Consider the following 17,847-nt stretch of genomic DNA (forward strand, 5'->3'; position numbering starts at 1 on the left):
TTTAATAGCCACTTGAATAGAAATATCGTGTAATAAAAAAAGCGATTAGACTTTAAGTCTAACCACTTTTTCCAGTTTAAAATTTAACTAATGTTTAACGCACCATAGTAAACAACACCATGCCGCGAATCAATTGTCACAATTTCTTCATTCGTGATTAATTGGGTCGCATTTTTTGCACCAACAATAACAGGAATACCAATAGATACACCCATAATTGCTGCATACGAAACGAGACCACCATCTTCAACGATTAAAGCACTTGCTCTCTCAATTGCTGGTAAGTAATCTTCATTAATCGTTTTCGCGACTAAAACAGAACTCTCAACAATTTTTTGACTGGCATCAACTGCAGAACTTACAATCACTGTTTTACCAATAATTATTGCATCACCAATACCTTGACCGCTAACTAATTTTGATCCAATTGCTTGAATCTCCATGTAATTAGTCTACTAATTGAACTTTCAAACTGTTTGTTGTTCCTTTTTCACCAACTGGAAGACCAGCAGTAATCAAGATAAGGTCGCCTTTTTTAGCAAAACCTAATTCTTTAGCTTTTTCAGTTGCTAAGCTAAACAATGCATCTGTTGATGCTGGTTTTTCAGCGATAATTGGGTGAACACCCCAGTTAACTGATAAACCATGACGTGTTTGTTCGTCAAATGTAATAGCTAAAATATCTGAATCAGGACGGTATTTAGAAATCATACGTGCAGTTTGACCAGATTTTGTAGCAGCGATGATTGTTTTAATACCTAAGCTATCAGCTGTTTCAGCAACAGCACGACCAATAGTTTCAGTAACATCATTTTTGCTAAATTCATTTAAAACAAATGAACCATGTGCACGTAATGCATTTTCAGTTTTTTCATCAATACGAGCCATTGTTGCAACTGATTCTACAGGGTAGTCACCATTAGCACTTTCACCTGAAAGCATTGTTGCATCTGTTCCATCAAATACGGCATTAGCAACATCAGAAGCTTCAGCACGTGTAGGACGTGGGTTTTCTTGCATTGAATCAAGCATTTGAGTAGCAGTAATAACTGGTTTGCCCAAAGCGTTACATTTTTTAATTAAGTCTTTTTGAACTAAAGGAACATTTTCAGCAGGAATTTCAACACCCATATCACCACGGGCAACCATTAAACCTTCAGAAACTTCCATGATGGCATCAATATTATCGATACCTTCTTGTGATTCAATTTTAGGGAAGATTTGAACATGTTCCATCCCTTTTTCTTCAAGTAAAGCACGGATATCTAAAACATCAGCTGGTTTACGTACAAAACTTGCAGCGATGAAATCAATTTTGTGATCTAAACCAAAACGAATATCATCTGAATCTTTTTCAGTAATACCAGGTAAGTTAATTGATACACCAGGAGCGTTAACACCTTTACGTGAACCTAAACGACCGGCATTCATAACAGTTGTTACTAATTCGTTAGCAGCTGTATCGATTTCATCAATTCTCATATCGATAAGACCATCATCAAATAATACATGGCCTCCAACATGAACATCTTCAATCAAACCTGGGTAAGTAACAGCAATCTTTTCATGTGTTCCTTCAAGAGAATCATCCATTGAAATACGAACAACATCGTTAATTTCAAAGCTAATTTTACCTTCTTTTTGAACAGTAGTACGGATTTCTGCACCTTTAGTATCAAGCATGATACCAACCATTTTACCAGTAATTTTTTCTGCTTCATGAACTAATGTCATACGACCTAAATGTTCTTCATGGTCACCATGAGAAAAGTTGAAACGGAAAACATTAGCACCGGCTTCAATTAACTTAACAATTGTGTCAAGGTCTGAACTGGCTGGACCAAGTGTACTTACGATTTTAGTTTTTTTCATTATTATGATCTCCTCTTAGTTTACTTATTATTTATAAAGAACAATAACAGTCTTATATTATCTTGGTGTTGATAGTCGTGCGTTTAAGTCTAAAAGGCTTAAATCTGTATGATGTTTATGTTCTTCAAGCGTTGCAATAATATCTTCGGCAACTAATTTGTTGTCTTTGATACCAATAGCTAAACCGCCCTTACCTTCCATAAGAAGCTGAACAGCATAATCACCAAAACGACTTGCTAAGACACGATCTTTGGCAGTTGGTACACCACCACGTTGTGTATGGCCCAAAATAGTCACACGTGTTTCGAAATTACCATATGTGTCTAATTCGGCAGCAAAAGCGCTAGCACCCATGACACCTTCAGCTAAAACGATAATTCCTGAATCCTTGCCATGCTCACGATTACTGTTAAGTTTATCTGCAATTTCTTGCATGTTATACCCTTTTTCAGGAATAACAATAACGTCAGCACCACCAGCAATACCAGCCCATAAAGCAATATCTCCAGCATTTCTACCCATTACTTCAACGATAAATGTCCGTTGATGTGAACGAGCAGTATCGCGAATACGATCAATTGCATCAAGAGCTGTGTTAACAGCTGTATCAAATCCAACTGTGAAATCTGTATCAGGAATATCATTATCAATTGTTCCTGGGATACCAACAGCGTTAAATCCACGTTTTGTGAGTGCTAGAGCACCATGATATGAACCATCCCCACCGATAACAACTAAAGCATCAATACCGAATTTTTTAAGTTGTTCGATACCTTTTAATTGTCCTTCAGCAGTTGCAAATTCAGGATAACGAGCTGAGTATAACATTGTCCCACCACGTTGAATAACATCATCAACGTCAGCGTATTCAATTTTATGAATGTCCCCAGCAACTAAGCCAGCAAAACCATAATTAATACCGTATGCTTCTAATCCTTCACCTATTACACGACGTGCAACGGCACGAACTGAAGCGTTCATACCTGGCGCATCTCCACCACTTGTTAAAATACCAATGCGTTTCATTTCTTCACCTCAATAAGTAATTTAAGTACATATTTCACTCACTATATTAACACTTTTCAGAAAAGTTGTCTTGTTAAATGTGAAAATACTTTCCAGTATTTTCAAGAATAAATTACTTAATGACAACATTTTCAGAACCCAACATACTTGTAAGCGCTGTATGCGTTTCTTCGTCATCCCTTAACCAATAAGTTCTATCCAAACTAATTTTACGATTGTCTTTTTCATAGTACAAAATAACTGGTGTCTGCCCCAAACGCATTTTCATTAGTTGCATTAATTCTTCAATTTTTTCATTAGTTGTTGTTTTAGCAATTTTTAAAAACCATTTTTTGTGTGTCGCTTGTTTAATATAGTCATCTACTAAATCTATTTTTTTAACAATAACTTGTAATCCTCTGCTTGTTTCAACATCCCCTGACACAACAACAATTTTATTCTTTTCAAGCAAAAATTCCTTTTGTCGAAATAAATCAGGAAATAGCGTTAAATCAATCTCACTTGTTTCATCAGAGCCATTCACAAAAGCCATTTGTTGCCCTTTTTTTGTTCGAATAACTTTAACTCTCGTAAGGTTAACCAAAATAGTGACACGTTTTTTTTCAGATATCTCTGAAATTTTTTGTAAGTTACTTTGACTTAATTGTTTACGATATTTTTCAACAGGATGCCCTGACAGGTAAGCCCCCAAATATTGAGCTTCTTTTTCTAAACGAAACATTAATGGAAAATTTGATTGTCTCACAATCTTAGGGGTTAATAATTCAAACAAATTAGTATTATTCCCACTTAAATCAATACTACTAATTAATTCTGGTAAAGCACTAATTAACTCAGCACGATTATATTCAAAATGATCAAAGCAACCGGAATAAATGAGCGCTGATATATTAGCCTCATTCAAATACTTCTTATCTATGCGATGTAAGAAAGCTTGAAAATCTGTAAAAGGTGCTTCTTGTCGTAATGTAATAATATGTTCAATAAAATCTTTTCTAAGTCCTTTTACACTACTTAACCCAAATAAGACAACATTTTTCTTCAAACTAAAGCCAAATTCACTCACGTTTATATCAGGTAATTTAATGGTTACATGATACTGCTTAGCTTCTACCAAATAATCTTTTATCTTTTGTGGATTGTTACCCACAGAATTTAAAATGGCTTCAAAAAATGCGGCCGAAAAATTCGCCTTGATATAGGCCAACTGAAATGCAATCTTACTGTAGGCAACGGCATGTGACCGATTAAATCCATAATTAGCAAATTGTTCAATATAACTATAAACCGTCTTAGCCACATTCTCTTGAATGCCGTTATCCTGTGCCCCATTAATAAACTGTGTTCGCATTTCATCAATAATTACTTTTTTCTTTTTACTCATTGCTCGACGAAGCAAGTCGGCTTCACCCAACGTGAAATTACCCATTTTTGATGCAACTTGCATGACTTGTTCCTGATACACTAATACCCCATAAGTAGGTTCAAGAATTTGTTTCAAGCTATCATCCGGAAATGTTATTTTCTCAAGGCCATGCTTCCGGGCAATAAATGTATCAATATTCTCCATGGGGCCCGGTCGATACAATGCATTGACCGCAGCAACATCCTCGAAAGAGGTTGGTTGCAATTTTTTCAAAACATTTTTAATACCACTTGATTCAAATTGAAAAACGCCAGACGTATCACCTGCTCTAAAAAGAGCTAACGTTTTCTCGTCCTCTAAATTAACGAGGGCTGGATTAAAATCGGCTTGATAATTTTTTTTAACTTGGGTTACGGCTTGGTCCAAAATATTTAAATTACGTAACCCTAAAATATCAATTTTTAATAACCCAACATTTTCAACTAAATCTTTAGAATACTGCGTCAGTAAGATATCATCACTCCCATTTTGCAACGGAGCAACTTCACGTAAATCAATTTGACTCAGGACGACTCCCGCAGCATGCGTCGAATAATGTCTCGGAATGCCTTCAATATGTTGCGCAACGGTAAAAATACCTTTATTTTTAGGACTATCATTCACTAAATTACGTAACTTTTGTGATTGCGTCAATGCATCCGTCAATGTAATTTTCAAAACACTAGGAATTGCTTCACTCCAAGCTTTCATTTCAAAAGGCGAAATACCAAATACGCGGCCAACATCCCTTAAAGCTTGCTTAGCCGCCATTGTCCCGAAGGTAATAATTTGAGCCATATGATAATGACCATATTTCTGATGTAAGTAATCCAGAATCATCCCCCGTTTATCATCTGGTATATCTAAATCAATATCCGGCATTTGAACACGTTTTGAATTTAAAAAACGCTCAAATAACAAGTTATATTCAATTGGATCGACATCTGTAATAGTCAATGTATAGGCCGTCAGTGAACCAGCTGATGACCCTCGTCCAGGACCAGTAATAATCTGTTGTGAATGGGCATAATTCATAATATCCCAAACAATTAAAAAATAATCTTCAAATCCCATTTTTTGAATCACGCTCAGTTCGAGATTCAATCTTTGCTTATATTCTTCAGAGACACCATTTGGAAATCGTGAATGCAATCCAGAAATGCAAAGTTTTCTTAAATAACTATGTGCCGTCTCATTATCTGGCAATGGATACTCGGGCAATTTGGGTTGTGAAAATGTTAATTCTAGTGCCGTTTCGTCGGCTACATTTTGTGTTTCTTGGATAGCCTCTACCATTGATAATTCTTGATATTCTTTTGTTATTTCTTCGGGATTTCTTAACGAATACACGCCCAACGGCTGTTCTGCAATTCTATCAGCTGAAATCGTTGCGCCATCATTAATTGCCTGAAGAACCTCCACATCAAATTGGTTTTCAGGTTCCAAATAAGTCACTTCATCTAAAGCGATAACTCGCATATCAAAGTCACTTACTAAAGCTTTAATAGACTGTGCCGTAATCGTATCCATCAAGTGAGATAGCCCCACCCGGACATTTTCTGAGCCAATTAAATTTTGGTATTTGGTTAATAATTCTTTAGCATCAGAAATCTGACTTTGTTGAATTAAATAACTAAATTCACTTTTTTCACTGGGAGATAGCATGAATAATCCATCTAAATAGTTTACTAATTTATCCCATGTTAATGACCCCTCGCTTAATGTCATCTTTAACGTTGATAGTTGCATTAAATTCTGGTAACCCTGTTTATTTTTTGCAATAAAAGTTAATTCATATTCATGTTCAGTTTCAACTAAACCGGAAATATCTAATGTCAGTCCGATGATTGGTTTGATTCCAGCTTTTCGACAAGCATTATAAAAATCAATCGCACCGTACAATGTATTATTATCCGTTAAAGCAAGTGCGCTATACCCTTTACTCTTAGCATTTTGCACCAGATCATTAATCTTGGTTGTACTTTGTAGTAAACTAAATGAACTTTTAACCTTTAATGGAACAAACATAATTAACCCCCTCTCAAGTATCTATTAATGCTATTATACAAAACTTTTTACCAATACCCAATAGACGTCAAAAAGCTTTTGCAAAAATAATTATTTGTGCTAAACTTATCTTTGAATGTGAGGTGTTGTTCTATGATGAAACAATTAACAATTCTTTTTTGGGGCTTCATTTTTGGTGAAGTAATCGGTTATATCGTAAGTTCACTAACTGGTACAACATTTGCACCAGTTTTATTAATCGGTATTGTATTCGCAGTCACTGGCTTAATTGCTGTGAACTGTCTTTACGCCATTATCAAAGATCCTAAATCTGACAAATAAAAAAAGATAAACTAAATTAGTTTATCTTTTTTTATTTGTCTTAAAATTTATTATTTGGTTTCTTCAGACACTAATTTGATAATTTCTAGCACAACATCCGTTGCTTTTTCCATTGTTTCAATGGAAACAAACTCAAATCGTGCATGCATATTTTCTGCACCAGCAAACAAGTTTGGCGTTGGTAGTCCCATAAATGAAATTTTAGAGCCATCAGTCCCACCACGTACCGGATAAATATCTGGTTTAATTGATAAGTTTTCCATGACTTGTTTAGCAACATTCACAACAGTCATGTCCTTCTCAATCACTTCACGCATATTATAGTATTGATCAGCCATATCAATTGTCACACGTTCGGTATCAAAACCTGCATTCATTTTATCAGCAATTGACAACATAAATTTCTTACGATCTTCAAATTTTTGACGGTCATGATCACGAATAATATAAACCATTTTTGCTTCATCAACGGTTCCATCTAGAGAAACTAAATGATAAAATCCCTCTCGTCCTTCCGTTTTTTCAGGTACTTCATCTTGTGGTAACAAAGCATCAAATTGGTTAGCAAGTTTAATGGCATTAATTAAAACACCTTTAGCGGTCGCTGGATGCACTTCTTTACCTTGAATTGAAATAACTGCTTGAGCAGCATTAAACGTTTCATATTCTAGCTCGCCTAATGGTCCACCATCAACCGTATAAGCTAAGTCGGCTCCGAAATCTTTTACGTCAAATTTATCAGCCCCAACACCAATTTCTTCATCAGGTCCAATACCAACTTTGATATCACCATGCTTAACTTCAGGATGCGCTACTAAGTAAGCTACAGCTGTTATAATTTCAGCTACACCAGATTTATCATCAGAACCTAATAATGTTGACCCATCTGTTGTAATCAATGTGTTCCCTTTATAATTCTTTAAATTTGGAAATTCTTTAACGGTTAATTTAAATTTACCTTCATCATCAAGATTAATATCAGATTCACCATCATAATTTTCAACGAATTGTGGCTTAACACCTTCTGCCGTAAATGCAGCTGTATCCATATGTGAAATAAATCCAACCGCTTTAACTTCTTCACCATTTTCTAAATTACTTGGTAGCGTTGCTAAAACGTACCCACTTTTTTCAGAAATACGTGCATCAGCTAATCCAATTTCCAAAAGTTCCTTTTTTAATTCTTTTGCAAAATCAACCTGAGTTTGAGTTGAAGGAGTCGTTTTTGAATTTTCATCAGAGCGCGTTTCCGTTTTTACATACTTAATAAAACGTGGAATTAATTCTTCATATTTTGTCATAGCAGCTTATCTCCTAATAGTTTATTTAATATCTCTAATCATACTCTAATTTTGAACTGAAATAAACTGAAATGGATCTGTATTAAGGGCTGATGCAATTATTTCAATTTGCCATTTATTTTCTACATTCCATTCTTCAAATAACCATTTAAGTTGGCCTTTACAGATACTTTCAATATGATGTCCTGGATCGATAGCTGTTAGGCCTTCAGCCAACATATCATGAGCTGTATGGTAATAAATATCGCCTGTCACATAGACATCTGCTTGATTTTTAATGGCTTCATGATAGAATTTACCACCATCACCTCCTAGGACAGCAATCCGTTGAACTGATTGTGCTAAATCATTCGAAATAATTCGTAAGCCGCTTAAATGAAATTGTTGCTTACAGTAGTCAGAAAACTCAGCCACCGTCATTGGCTCAGCTAATTTTCCGACACGCCCCATCCCATAACCCGCACTATTTGTATGTACCAATGGTACCGTTTCTTGTAATCCCAATTGTTCTGCCAACCAATCATTCATGCCACCAGAAACATTATCCAAATTAGTATGCGCTGCATAAACAGTTATATTATGGCGCAACAAGTCTGCATACATTTTATTTTGAGGATTTGTGGTGTCCAAATTTTTAGCTGGTCTAAACATTAATGGATGATGCGCAAAAATTAAATCAACCTTATTATCAATCGCTTCTTGAACAACTTCTGGACGGACATCTAACGTTGTCATCACCTTAGTAACATCATTGTTCAAATTCCCCAACTGCAGACCAACTGGATCACCTGTTTCAGCCATACTTTTGGGAGCAAATGCTTCAAACCGATTAATTAAATCAAGTATTTTGGTCATTTAAGCATCTCCTCAATTTCTTTTATTTCAGACTCTAAAACATCTTTTTTAGCCAAGGGAACTTCAGTAGCAGCTGCAAAATGTTTTAAAACTTCCCGTTTCTTTTTCATTTGCTTTTGCCATTTCATTTTAAACACATCACTTTGGTCCATTCTTAATTTTGGCCCATATTTCAAATCTAATGCAGAATAGGTTATTTTATCACTAACTTTTTCGGCCACAATAATCTCATAGACATGATGATCATCTTCAACAATATCCTCATCGATAATTTGATACGAATTATTCATTAACCATTCACGTATTAATGCTTGTCCAACATTAGGTTGAATAATTAATCGCCGTACACCCATTAATTTTTCTAAATCAGCGGTGAAAATCGTTTTAATTAAAGGGCCACCCATCCCTGCAATTGTAATCGTATCGATATTATCACTTGGTTTAATTGCCTTTAACCCATTCGCCAATCTTGGCATAATCATATGATCTAGCCGCTCTTTATTAATTTCTGTTACGGCATTTTCATAGGGGCCTTTAGCAACTTCACCAGCAACTGCATATGAAATTATTTTATTAATGGCTAAATAAGCAGGTAAATAAGCATGATCTGAGCCAATATCAGCTAATCTTGCATTTTTTGGAACAAATTTTGCAACTCGAACTAATCGATCTGACAAATGTCGTGCATCCATATATTGATCCTCTTCTTTCCATATTATCCTTTCTTATTATAACTAAAAAGAGCACAGTATAAAACAAATTTCGTTTTATACTGTGCTCTCAATTGTTTATTCTAAGAAATCTTTTAATTGTTTTGAACGAGAAGGATGACGTAATTTACGTAATGCTTTAGCTTCAATTTGACGAATACGTTCACGCGTCACACCAAAGACTTTACCAACTTCTTCAAGCGTTCTTGTGCGACCATCATCAAGACCAAATCGCAAACGTAAGACATTTTCTTCACGATCAGTTAATGTATCAAGCACATTTTCTAATTGTTCCTTCAAGAGCTCATAAGCAGCATGGTCAGCTGGACTTGTTGCATCTTGATCTTCAATAAAATCACCCAAATGAGAATCATCTTCTTCACCAATAGGTGTTTCTAATGAAACAGGTTCTTGAGCAATTTTTAAAATTTCACGAACTTTTTCAGCGGGCATAGCAGGCATGTCCATTTCAGCACCGATTTCTTCAGGAATAGGTTCACGAACAAGCTCTTGCAATAATTGGCGTTGAATTCGAATTAATTTATTAATTGTTTCAACCATATGAACTGGAATTCGAATGGTCCGGGCTTGATCAGCAATAGCACGCGTAATTGCTTGTCTAATCCACCATGTTGCATACGTTGAGAACTTGAACCCTTTACGGTAATCAAATTTTTCAACAGCCTTCATTAATCCCATGTTACCTTCTTGGATTAAATCAAGAAATTGCATTCCACGTCCAACATAGCGTTTAGCAATCGAAACTACTAAACGTAAATTAGCTTCTGCTAATTTTTGTTTAGCCTCTTCATCGCCTTCTTCAATTTTTAAAGCTAAGGCAACTTCTTCCTCTGCTTTTAAAAGGTTAACACGACCAATTTCTTTCAAATACATTCTAACGGGATCATTAATCTTAATACCAGTTGGTGCAGAGGTATCTTTTAAGGCTTTCTTAGTCACTTTTTCAGCAGCTTTTAAACTATGTTCACTTGGGTTTCCCTCTTCATCAACAACAGCAATACCAGCATCTTCAACTTTTTGAAGTAATTTATCCATACGAGTAGCATCTAAATGAAATGGGGTTGCTAGTTCATTCGTTAAATCGTCATACTTAATTTCTTTTTTAACTTTGTATGCTTTGATTAACTTCGTTTGTGCTTTTTTAAACCCTTTTTCATCAAACTCTGCTTCTTCAACTTTTTCTACTTTTTTTACCATTAATAATTCCTCCCTTAGATGGATGTTCGTGGTACTTGTTGTTTTTGATACAAAGCAATTAATTTAAATGATAGTTCATTAGTCATTTCTTTATTACCCAACCGATTGGCCTCTGCAAGGTCCGAACGAACTTGACTAATAGCGCGTTCAACAGGAGAATCATTCATAATAACTGATACACAATCGTTAAGTTCATCCTCTGAAGCGTTATCCGCAACTGTCATAAGTTCAATTTGCATGACAAAGCGTTTCAAAGGTTCTTCTGGTAAGTAATCTAAGAAACTAGCAATTTCATATTGTTCATGTCCTTCGAAATAGCCTTCAGCTAACGTATATATCAACTGGTAACCATCATGTACAAAACTAAACCCATCAATTGCTCGAATCTTTAGCCAAGCAGTATGGTCATGCAGTACACGATACAATAATAAGCGTTCAGCTCGTTCCACACGACCCATTTTTTCATCACGCATGATATCTTGGTGTTGTTCAACAGGTGGCTCATCTGTCCGAACTCTCGAAGGCTGACTCATCTGTTGTTGCGGCACTCTTGACTGAACAGCGACTAAGTCAACAAGTTGTTGTCTTAGAATTGCTTTATCAATTTTAAAATCATCAGCCAACTGATTAATATAAATGTCTTGTTCAAAAGGCGTTTTAATGGTTGTTAAAACTTGTAAAACCTGTTCAATATAGTCAATTTGCTCACTTTCATTTTTTAAATTTCGATTTCGTTTCAAAAAATTCATTTTGAACGAAATTGCTGTTTCTCGAGCAGAGTGAGCTAACTCAAGAAACTTATCTTTACCATTTTTTGCAACAAATTCATCTGGATCCATGCCATCAGGAATAACCAGCACGCCAACCTTCATTTTTGTTTGATTTGCCAACAAATCTAAAGCACGATTAGTTGCATTTTGACCTGGCTCATCCCCATCATAACAAATGTTTAATTGTGATGTTGACCGTTCCAACAAATAAATTTGTTCATTTGTCAGACTTGTTCCCATAGAGGCAACCCCATTTTTAACACCAGAACGATAGGCTGCTAGAACATCCATGAATCCTTCGAACAGAACAACATTACCTTCCGTCCGAATTTCTTTTTTTGCCAAATCATAATTAAATAAAATATCTCGTTTATTAAAAATGGGCGTCTCAGGACTATTTAAATATTTAGGTAATTCTTTATTTTTCTCAAGTAATCGACCTGAAAAAGCAACAACCTGACCATTTTGATTTCTAATTGGAAACATGACACGGTTAATAAATCGTTCACGCAACTTTCCTTCTTGATTTTCAATAAATAGACCAGATTGTCGTAACAATTGATACTCTATTTTCTTTTCATCTAAAAAAGCCTGTAAAACTGATTTTTCAGGTGCAAATCCAATTTGAAAAGTTGCAATGTCTTCATCAGTCATCCCTCGATGATGCAAATAATCTAACGCTTTTTGACCCATTTCTGTATTCATTAAGATATGTTGATATAACTTAGTCGCATCGTCATGAATTTGTTTTAATTGCCGATTTTCCGTTGATTCCTGCGTTTCAGCTAATTGTGATTGCGCATATTTACTATCCATTTCTATGCCAGCAAATTCTGCAACTTTATTAACCGACTCTGGAAAACTAAGACCATCTAATTCGGTTAAAAATTTGAAAACATTCCCACCTCGTCCACAACTAAAACAATGGAAGATTTGTTTCTCTTCGCTTACAGAAAATGAAGGTGTTTTTTCCTCATGGAACGGACACAAACCCATAAAATTATTACCAGATTTTTTTAATCCGACATACTGACTAATCACATCAGTAATATTCACACTTGTTCGAACATGTTCAATGACATTTTCGGGTATTCTCATTCCAGCTATTCACCTCCAAAACTAACAATACGAAGTTAGACATCTTTTTTGAGCACTCATAATAGTAGCATTGATTTGACATAAATACAACAATTAGCTCTGACTAATAGACACTTTTGTCAAATATGCCTATTCCTATTCTTTTACCAAACAAAAAATAGGAGTTATCCTCTCAGATAAGTTCCTACCTCTCTATTATTTAATATTTAATTTATTCAAATCACCTAATTTTGAACTCATTTTAGCAATTAAACTCAATTGATTCAAACGGTTCTTTTTGACTTTTACATCATCTACCATAACCATTGTTTGATCAAAATAATTTTCAATTAATGGTCGAATATCATTTAATGTATTATATAATTCTTCGGGTGTTAAGTCTGCCAAACGACTTTGTATTGTATCAACACGTTCAAACAGTTCTTTTTCAGCAGTATTGTCAAATAAGGTTTGCTCAATTGCTAAATCAGTTGCATTATTTTTATCTGATAACTTCAACACACGGTTAATAGCTTCAATGGTTTCCTTAAAATCACTATCTTTTTTATGAGTTTCAAGAGCAACTGCAGCTTCTGCCATTGTTAATAAATCTGCACCAGCGCTTTCAACGACACTTTCAATAATATCGTAGCTCACTTTTTGATTTGAGAACCATTGCTTCATCCGATCGTTAATAAAGCTCAGAACGTCTGAATCATTTTCACCGACAGACATCTTCGTGAATAATTCTGGATGAAGTGTTGCTAATGCTTTAATATCATTTAATACTTCAAGTGGTGAAAAACGCCATTGACGAGCTTCAACAATTCTAACAACACCGAATGCTTGACGACGCAGTGCATAGGGATCGTTTGAGCCGGTTGGAATTAATCCCACTGAGAAGAAACTTGATATACTATCTAATTTATCAGCGATAGCCAAAACTGCCCCAATTTTTGATTTAGGTAAGGCACCATCAGCACTAATTGGCATATAATGTTCAGAAATTGCTTGCGCAACAGCTGGTTCTTCGCCCATCAATAAGGCATATTTCTCACCCATAATTCCTTGAAGTTCTGAAAATTCACCAACCATACCTGTAACTAAATCAAATTTATAAATCTCACTTGCTCGTTGTAAGAGCGCTAGTTCATGATCATTTAAACCAACACGTTTACCAATAATTTGTGCCATTAATTGCACACGTGCCATTTTTTCATACATCGATCCGATTTTATCATGGAAAGTGACACTTTTTAGTCGTTCCACATAATCATTAATCGTTTGTTTCTGATCTTCTTGATAGAAAAATGCTGCATCTTCCAGGCGTGCTGTAAGAACTTTTTCATTACCTGCTTCTACATTGGCAATATTAGCTTCTGTCCCGTTACGAACTGAGACAAACATGGGTAAGATTTCATCATTTTGACCGCGAACATAAAAGAATCTTTGATGGTCTTTCATTGAAGTCATTAAAACAACATCCGGAATATCCAAGTATTTCTCATCAAAATGACCAGAAAATACAGTTGGAAATTCAACTAAATTGTTAACTTCTTCCAAAAGATCTTCATCTACAATGATATGCCAGTCTTGATTATTTTCAAGCGCAGCAATTTGCGTTCTAATCATTTCTTTTCGTCTATTAGAGTCAACAATGACATATTGTTCTTCTAATTTTTCAACATATTCAGTTGCTGATGCAAGATCAACGGCTTCACCTAAGAATCGATGTCCTTGCGTTTGACGACCAGATTCAATATTTAAAATACTAAATGGAACAACCTCATCATCAAGTAACGCAACTAGCCAACGAATTGGACGGACATATTTAAAATCATAATTTGCCCAGTGCATCATAGTTGGAAAAGTCATTGCTTCGATTACATTTTTAATTTGACTTAAAATATCTTTAGCTAATTTCCCAGCAATAAATTTATTCACATAAACATATTCGACACCCTTTAATTCTTTGAAGGTGATTTCATCGGTTGTAACCCCTTGCCCACGAACAAATCCTTTAGCAGCATTTGACCAATTACCTTCATCATCTAATGCAATCTTCTTTGCAGGGCCTTTAGCTTCTTCTTGAATATCTTCTTGTTTATCAGCTAAATCAGTCACTTCAATTGCGAGTCGTCTAGGCGTTGAGAAAGCTTTCACTTCACCAAACGATAAACGTTGTTCCGTCAAAAAATCACTCACACGTTTAGCTAATTGATTCTGACTTGGTGTAACAACATGGGCAGGTATCTCTTCTAACCCAATTTCTAATAAAAAGGAATGTGTCATCTTATTTGTCCTCCTTTAATAACTTTGCACGAAGTTTTTCGTCTTTTAATAAGGGATAACCCAGTTTCTTTCGTTCTTGAACAAAGACCTTAGCAATTGATTTTGCCATATTTCTAATTCTTGCTAAATAGCCAGCACGTTCCGTCACTGAAACGGCACCACGAGCATCCAATAAATTAAAGGTGTGACTACATTTTAAAACATAATCATAGGCTGGATGGACTAAGCCATTCGTAATTTGCTTTTTAGCTTCAGTTTCATAGACATCAAATAAATTAAATAACATTTCTTGATTACTTTCTTCGAATGAATATTTAGAATTTTCGTACTCAGGTTCCTTGAAAATATCACCGTACATAACACCGTCAGCCCATTCAAGATCATAGACACTCTCAACATCTTGAATATATGAAGAAAGACGTTCTAACCCATATGTCACTTCACTAGTCACTGGATGAACTTCTAGTCCACCAACTTGTTGGAAGTAAGTAAATTGGGTCACTTCCATACCATCAAGCCAAACTTCCCAACCAACACCAGCACAGCCCATTGATGGATTTTCCCAGTTATCTTCAACAAAGCGGATATCATGTTCAGCAGGATCAATACCTAAGGCACGCAAACTATCTAAATATAAGTCTTGAATATTTGCAGGAGAAGGTTTCATCACAACTTGAAATTGATGATGTTGATATAATCGGTTAGGATTTTCACCATAACGACCATCTGCAGGACGTCTTGAAGGTTCAACGTAGGCAGCATTCCATGGTTCTGGTCCAATTGCGCGCAAGAATGTATAAGGACTCATAGTTCCTGCCCCTTTTTCCGTATCGTATGCTTCCATGAGCATACAACCCTGATCAGCCCAAAATTTTTGTAATGTCATAATAATATCTTGAACAGCTAACTTTTTTGACATGATATTCCTCCTTAGTTTTAGACACAAAAAAACCTATGCAGTCTTATAGACCACATAGGGACGATTTTAATATCGCGGTTCCACCCTACTTCTGGTTAAAGTAACCAGCAGCTTCATTAACAAAGGACTCCGAAAACGCCAATAACAATAATTAATCACTTAGCTCACACCAATCCTAAGTTCGCTTTAATAATTATTCTTACCTTTTTTCATCATAATCCCGCTATTTATTTCTCTATAATCATAGTTTAGAAATCATTATTTGTCAATTATATTTCAGTCTTTTTCTTTAATGAAACAGGCCATGAGTCCATCCCATCAATAAATTTTTTACTTTTTAAATTTAATCCAACACTATTATCATAAATAACATCAATAATTCGCCGTAATTCTTTTTTTGTAGGCTCAGCAACCTTAATTGAATTTAATTTATCGAGATTCACAACAGAAAATTGTCTTAAATAATAAATTGTTTTTTGAGTGGCATGTAATCGATTATTATCAAGGTACCAATGTTTAGAACAAAGTAACCCACCGTAAGATTCTGAATAGTCAAATTCCCCTTGAGTTTCACCACCAACAGTACATCCTTGCAGCTGTGGTTGCACCCCAAAAACCGTTAATAACTGGATTTCAATAATATTTGTTATAATTTCTGCATCAAACTCTTCATCAATCAATCGAATGGCCGTTGCGACCTTTTGAAACCAAACTGGAATGGGGTCGTTATCTTTAAATGCAGCATCGATCAAACTAAAGATATAAGTTGCATAGGCATTGCTGACAATATCTTGTGAGATAGTTTGAAATTGTTCAAATTCTTTAGCCGCATTGATAAATGAAAGCCCATTATCATTTAAATTACCGCTATAGGTCCCAATTGTAAACGGCAATAAAGCAGACGCCAATTTAAAACCACGTTTTCTTGCACCTTTGATAAAAAACATTTTTTTACCATATCGATCAGTTAAGAATTTAACCAATAAATCACGTTCCTTATATTCTTTACGATAAAGTAAAATTCCTTCAAAATCTGCATTATTCTGAACGATACCACATTCCCCCTTCCATAACTAAATAAAAATCGGAACAAATATTAACTTTGTTCCGATCATTATATTACTTTTAATAGTCGTCTTCACGATAACCGAATGCTTTCAAATCGGTTTGTTTATCACGCCAATTTTTTTGAACTTTAACCCAAAGTTCCAAATAAACGCGATCTCCAAGCATTGTTTCGATATCTTTTCTAGCTTTAACTCCGATATCCTTTAGCATTTTACCACCTTTACCAATGATAATCCCTTTTTGAGTTGAACGTTCAACGATGATTGTTGCAGAAATATGCAATTTTTCTTCGTCTTCTTTTTTTATGTCTTCAACTAATACAGCAACTGAATGAGGGACTTCTTCTCTTGTTAATTGTAAAACTTTTTCACGAATTAATTCACCCATAACAAATCGTTCTGGATGATCTGTAATTTGATCTTCAGGATAAAATTGGGGACCTTCAGGTAGTTCACTCATTAATGAATCAACTAGCTCATTAACATTATTTCCTTTAAGCGCTGAAATTGGGAAAACTTCTTTATAATCTAATGATTCACGATAAGTCTCCACAATAGCTAATATTTCATCGGGATGAATTTGATCAATTTTATTAATAACCAAGTAAATTGGTTTTTTAGTATCCTTTAAGCGATCAATGATAAAATTATCTCCAGGACCACGTTTTTCTGTTGCATTAACCATAAATAAGATTGCATCAACTTCTCCAAGTGTTGAAAGTGCCGATTTAACCATAAAATCGCCTAAACGACTTTTTGGTTTATGAACACCAGGTGTATCAATAAAGACAATTTGTGCATCATCAGTTGTATAGATACCTTGAATTTTGTTTCTAGTTGTTTGTGCCTTATCACTCATAATTGCAATTTTTTGACCCATAACATTATTTAAAAATGTTGATTTACCAACATTAGGACGTCCTAAAATGGCAACAAATCCTGAATGAAATTTTTTATTTTGCATTAATTAATTCTCCTCTTATTTA

At 35.0% G+C, this 17,847-nt stretch carries 12 protein-coding genes and 1 pseudogene; 1 reads left to right on the plus strand and 12 read right to left on the minus strand.

The genetic code is table 11. The annotated features are described in order from the left end of the window. Window positions 1-83: 83 nt before the first annotated feature. The 3 genes and pseudogenes from pyk to dnaE form a co-directional block, all read right to left on the minus strand. A pseudogene (gene pyk, locus ACVPPR_RS04720) lies at window positions 84-1,872 on the minus strand (pyruvate kinase). A gap of 57 nt (window positions 1,873-1,929) precedes the next feature. Then, window positions 1,930-2,898: a 6-phosphofructokinase gene (pfkA, locus tag ACVPPR_RS04725; RefSeq protein WP_462296830.1), complete on the minus strand. Its 969-nt coding sequence runs from the start codon at window positions 2,896-2,898 to the stop codon at window positions 1,930-1,932. A gap of 112 nt (window positions 2,899-3,010) precedes the next feature. Then, on the minus strand, window positions 3,011-6,331 hold the full coding sequence (dnaE, locus tag ACVPPR_RS04730; protein WP_462303763.1) for a DNA polymerase III subunit alpha: 3,321 nt from the start codon (window positions 6,329-6,331) through the stop codon (window positions 3,011-3,013). Between the two features lie 132 nt (window positions 6,332-6,463). Between dnaE and ACVPPR_RS04735 the strand changes: the two genes are divergently transcribed. Then, entirely contained in the window at window positions 6,464-6,652 is a 189-nt protein-coding gene (locus tag ACVPPR_RS04735) for a YjzD family protein (RefSeq protein ID WP_462296832.1), read from the plus strand. 50 nt (window positions 6,653-6,702) lie between these two features. On the opposite strand, the gene pepT is transcribed toward ACVPPR_RS04735, so the two are convergent. The 9 genes from pepT to era form a co-directional block, all read right to left on the minus strand. Next, the gene (gene pepT / locus ACVPPR_RS04740; RefSeq protein ID WP_462303764.1) at window positions 6,703-7,953 is read right to left on the minus strand and encodes a peptidase T; all 1,251 of its coding nucleotides are present in this window, start codon (window positions 7,951-7,953) and stop codon (window positions 6,703-6,705) included. Between the two features lie 45 nt (window positions 7,954-7,998). Continuing rightward, the gene (locus ACVPPR_RS04745) at window positions 7,999-8,808 is read right to left on the minus strand and encodes a Nif3-like dinuclear metal center hexameric protein (protein WP_462303765.1); all 810 of its coding nucleotides are present in this window, start codon (window positions 8,806-8,808) and stop codon (window positions 7,999-8,001) included. Then, window positions 8,805-9,500: a tRNA (adenine(22)-N(1))-methyltransferase gene (locus ACVPPR_RS04750; RefSeq protein WP_462303766.1), complete on the minus strand. Its 696-nt coding sequence runs from the start codon at window positions 9,498-9,500 to the stop codon at window positions 8,805-8,807. The genes ACVPPR_RS04745 and ACVPPR_RS04750 overlap by 4 nt, the downstream gene beginning before the upstream one ends. A gap of 96 nt (window positions 9,501-9,596) precedes the next feature. After that, window positions 9,597-10,736 carry an RNA polymerase sigma factor RpoD gene (gene rpoD, locus ACVPPR_RS04755; RefSeq protein ID WP_462296836.1) on the minus strand — a complete coding sequence of 380 codons (1,140 nt, stop codon included), beginning with the start codon at window positions 10,734-10,736 and terminating at the stop codon, window positions 9,597-9,599. Window positions 10,737-10,750: 14 nt separating this feature from the next. Continuing rightward, on the minus strand, window positions 10,751-12,604 hold the full coding sequence (gene dnaG, locus ACVPPR_RS04760; protein WP_462303767.1) for a DNA primase: 1,854 nt from the start codon (window positions 12,602-12,604) through the stop codon (window positions 10,751-10,753). 195 nt (window positions 12,605-12,799) lie between these two features. Beyond that, entirely contained in the window at window positions 12,800-14,875 is a 2,076-nt protein-coding gene (gene glyS, locus ACVPPR_RS04765; protein WP_462303768.1) for a glycine--tRNA ligase subunit beta, read from the minus strand. A 1-nt stretch (window position 14,876) separates the two neighbouring features. Then, a complete protein-coding gene (gene glyQ, locus ACVPPR_RS04770) occupies window positions 14,877-15,794 on the minus strand; it encodes a glycine--tRNA ligase subunit alpha (RefSeq protein ID WP_462296839.1) in 918 nt (305 codons plus the stop codon). A gap of 269 nt (window positions 15,795-16,063) precedes the next feature. Continuing rightward, window positions 16,064-16,846: a DNA repair protein RecO gene (gene recO / locus ACVPPR_RS04775; RefSeq protein ID WP_462304802.1), complete on the minus strand. Its 783-nt coding sequence runs from the start codon at window positions 16,844-16,846 to the stop codon at window positions 16,064-16,066. A 73-nt stretch (window positions 16,847-16,919) separates the two neighbouring features. Then, window positions 16,920-17,825: a GTPase Era gene (gene era, locus ACVPPR_RS04780; RefSeq protein WP_462296840.1), complete on the minus strand. Its 906-nt coding sequence runs from the start codon at window positions 17,823-17,825 to the stop codon at window positions 16,920-16,922. Between the last annotated feature and the right edge of the window lie 22 nt (window positions 17,826-17,847).

The organism is Dellaglioa sp. L3N (assembly GCF_054941095.1).

Bases quoted from the DNA above. Each gene is read 5' to 3' on its own strand.
- pfkA (WP_462296830.1), bottom strand. From the start codon at position 2,898: ATGAAACGCATTGGTATTTTAACAAGTGGTGGAGATGCGCCAGGTATG.
- dnaE (WP_462303763.1), bottom strand. From the start codon at position 6,331: ATGTTTGTTCCATTAAAGGTTAAAAGTTCATTTAGTTTACTACAAAGT.
- ACVPPR_RS04735 (WP_462296832.1), top strand. From the start codon at position 6,464: ATGATGAAACAATTAACAATTCTTTTTTGGGGCTTCATTTTTGGTGAA.
- pepT (WP_462303764.1), bottom strand. From the start codon at position 7,953: ATGACAAAATATGAAGAATTAATTCCACGTTTTATTAAGTATGTAAAA.
- ACVPPR_RS04745 (WP_462303765.1), bottom strand. From the start codon at position 8,808: ATGACCAAAATACTTGATTTAATTAATCGGTTTGAAGCATTTGCTCCC.
- ACVPPR_RS04750 (WP_462303766.1), bottom strand. From the start codon at position 9,500: ATGGATGCACGACATTTGTCAGATCGATTAGTTCGAGTTGCAAAATTT.
- rpoD (WP_462296836.1), bottom strand. From the start codon at position 10,736: ATGGTAAAAAAAGTAGAAAAAGTTGAAGAAGCAGAGTTTGATGAAAAA.
- dnaG (WP_462303767.1), bottom strand. From the start codon at position 12,604: ATGAGAATACCCGAAAATGTCATTGAACATGTTCGAACAAGTGTGAAT.
- glyS (WP_462303768.1), bottom strand. From the start codon at position 14,875: ATGACACATTCCTTTTTATTAGAAATTGGGTTAGAAGAGATACCTGCC.
- glyQ (WP_462296839.1), bottom strand. From the start codon at position 15,794: ATGTCAAAAAAGTTAGCTGTTCAAGATATTATTATGACATTACAAAAA.
- era (WP_462296840.1), bottom strand. From the start codon at position 17,825: ATGCAAAATAAAAAATTTCATTCAGGATTTGTTGCCATTTTAGGACGT.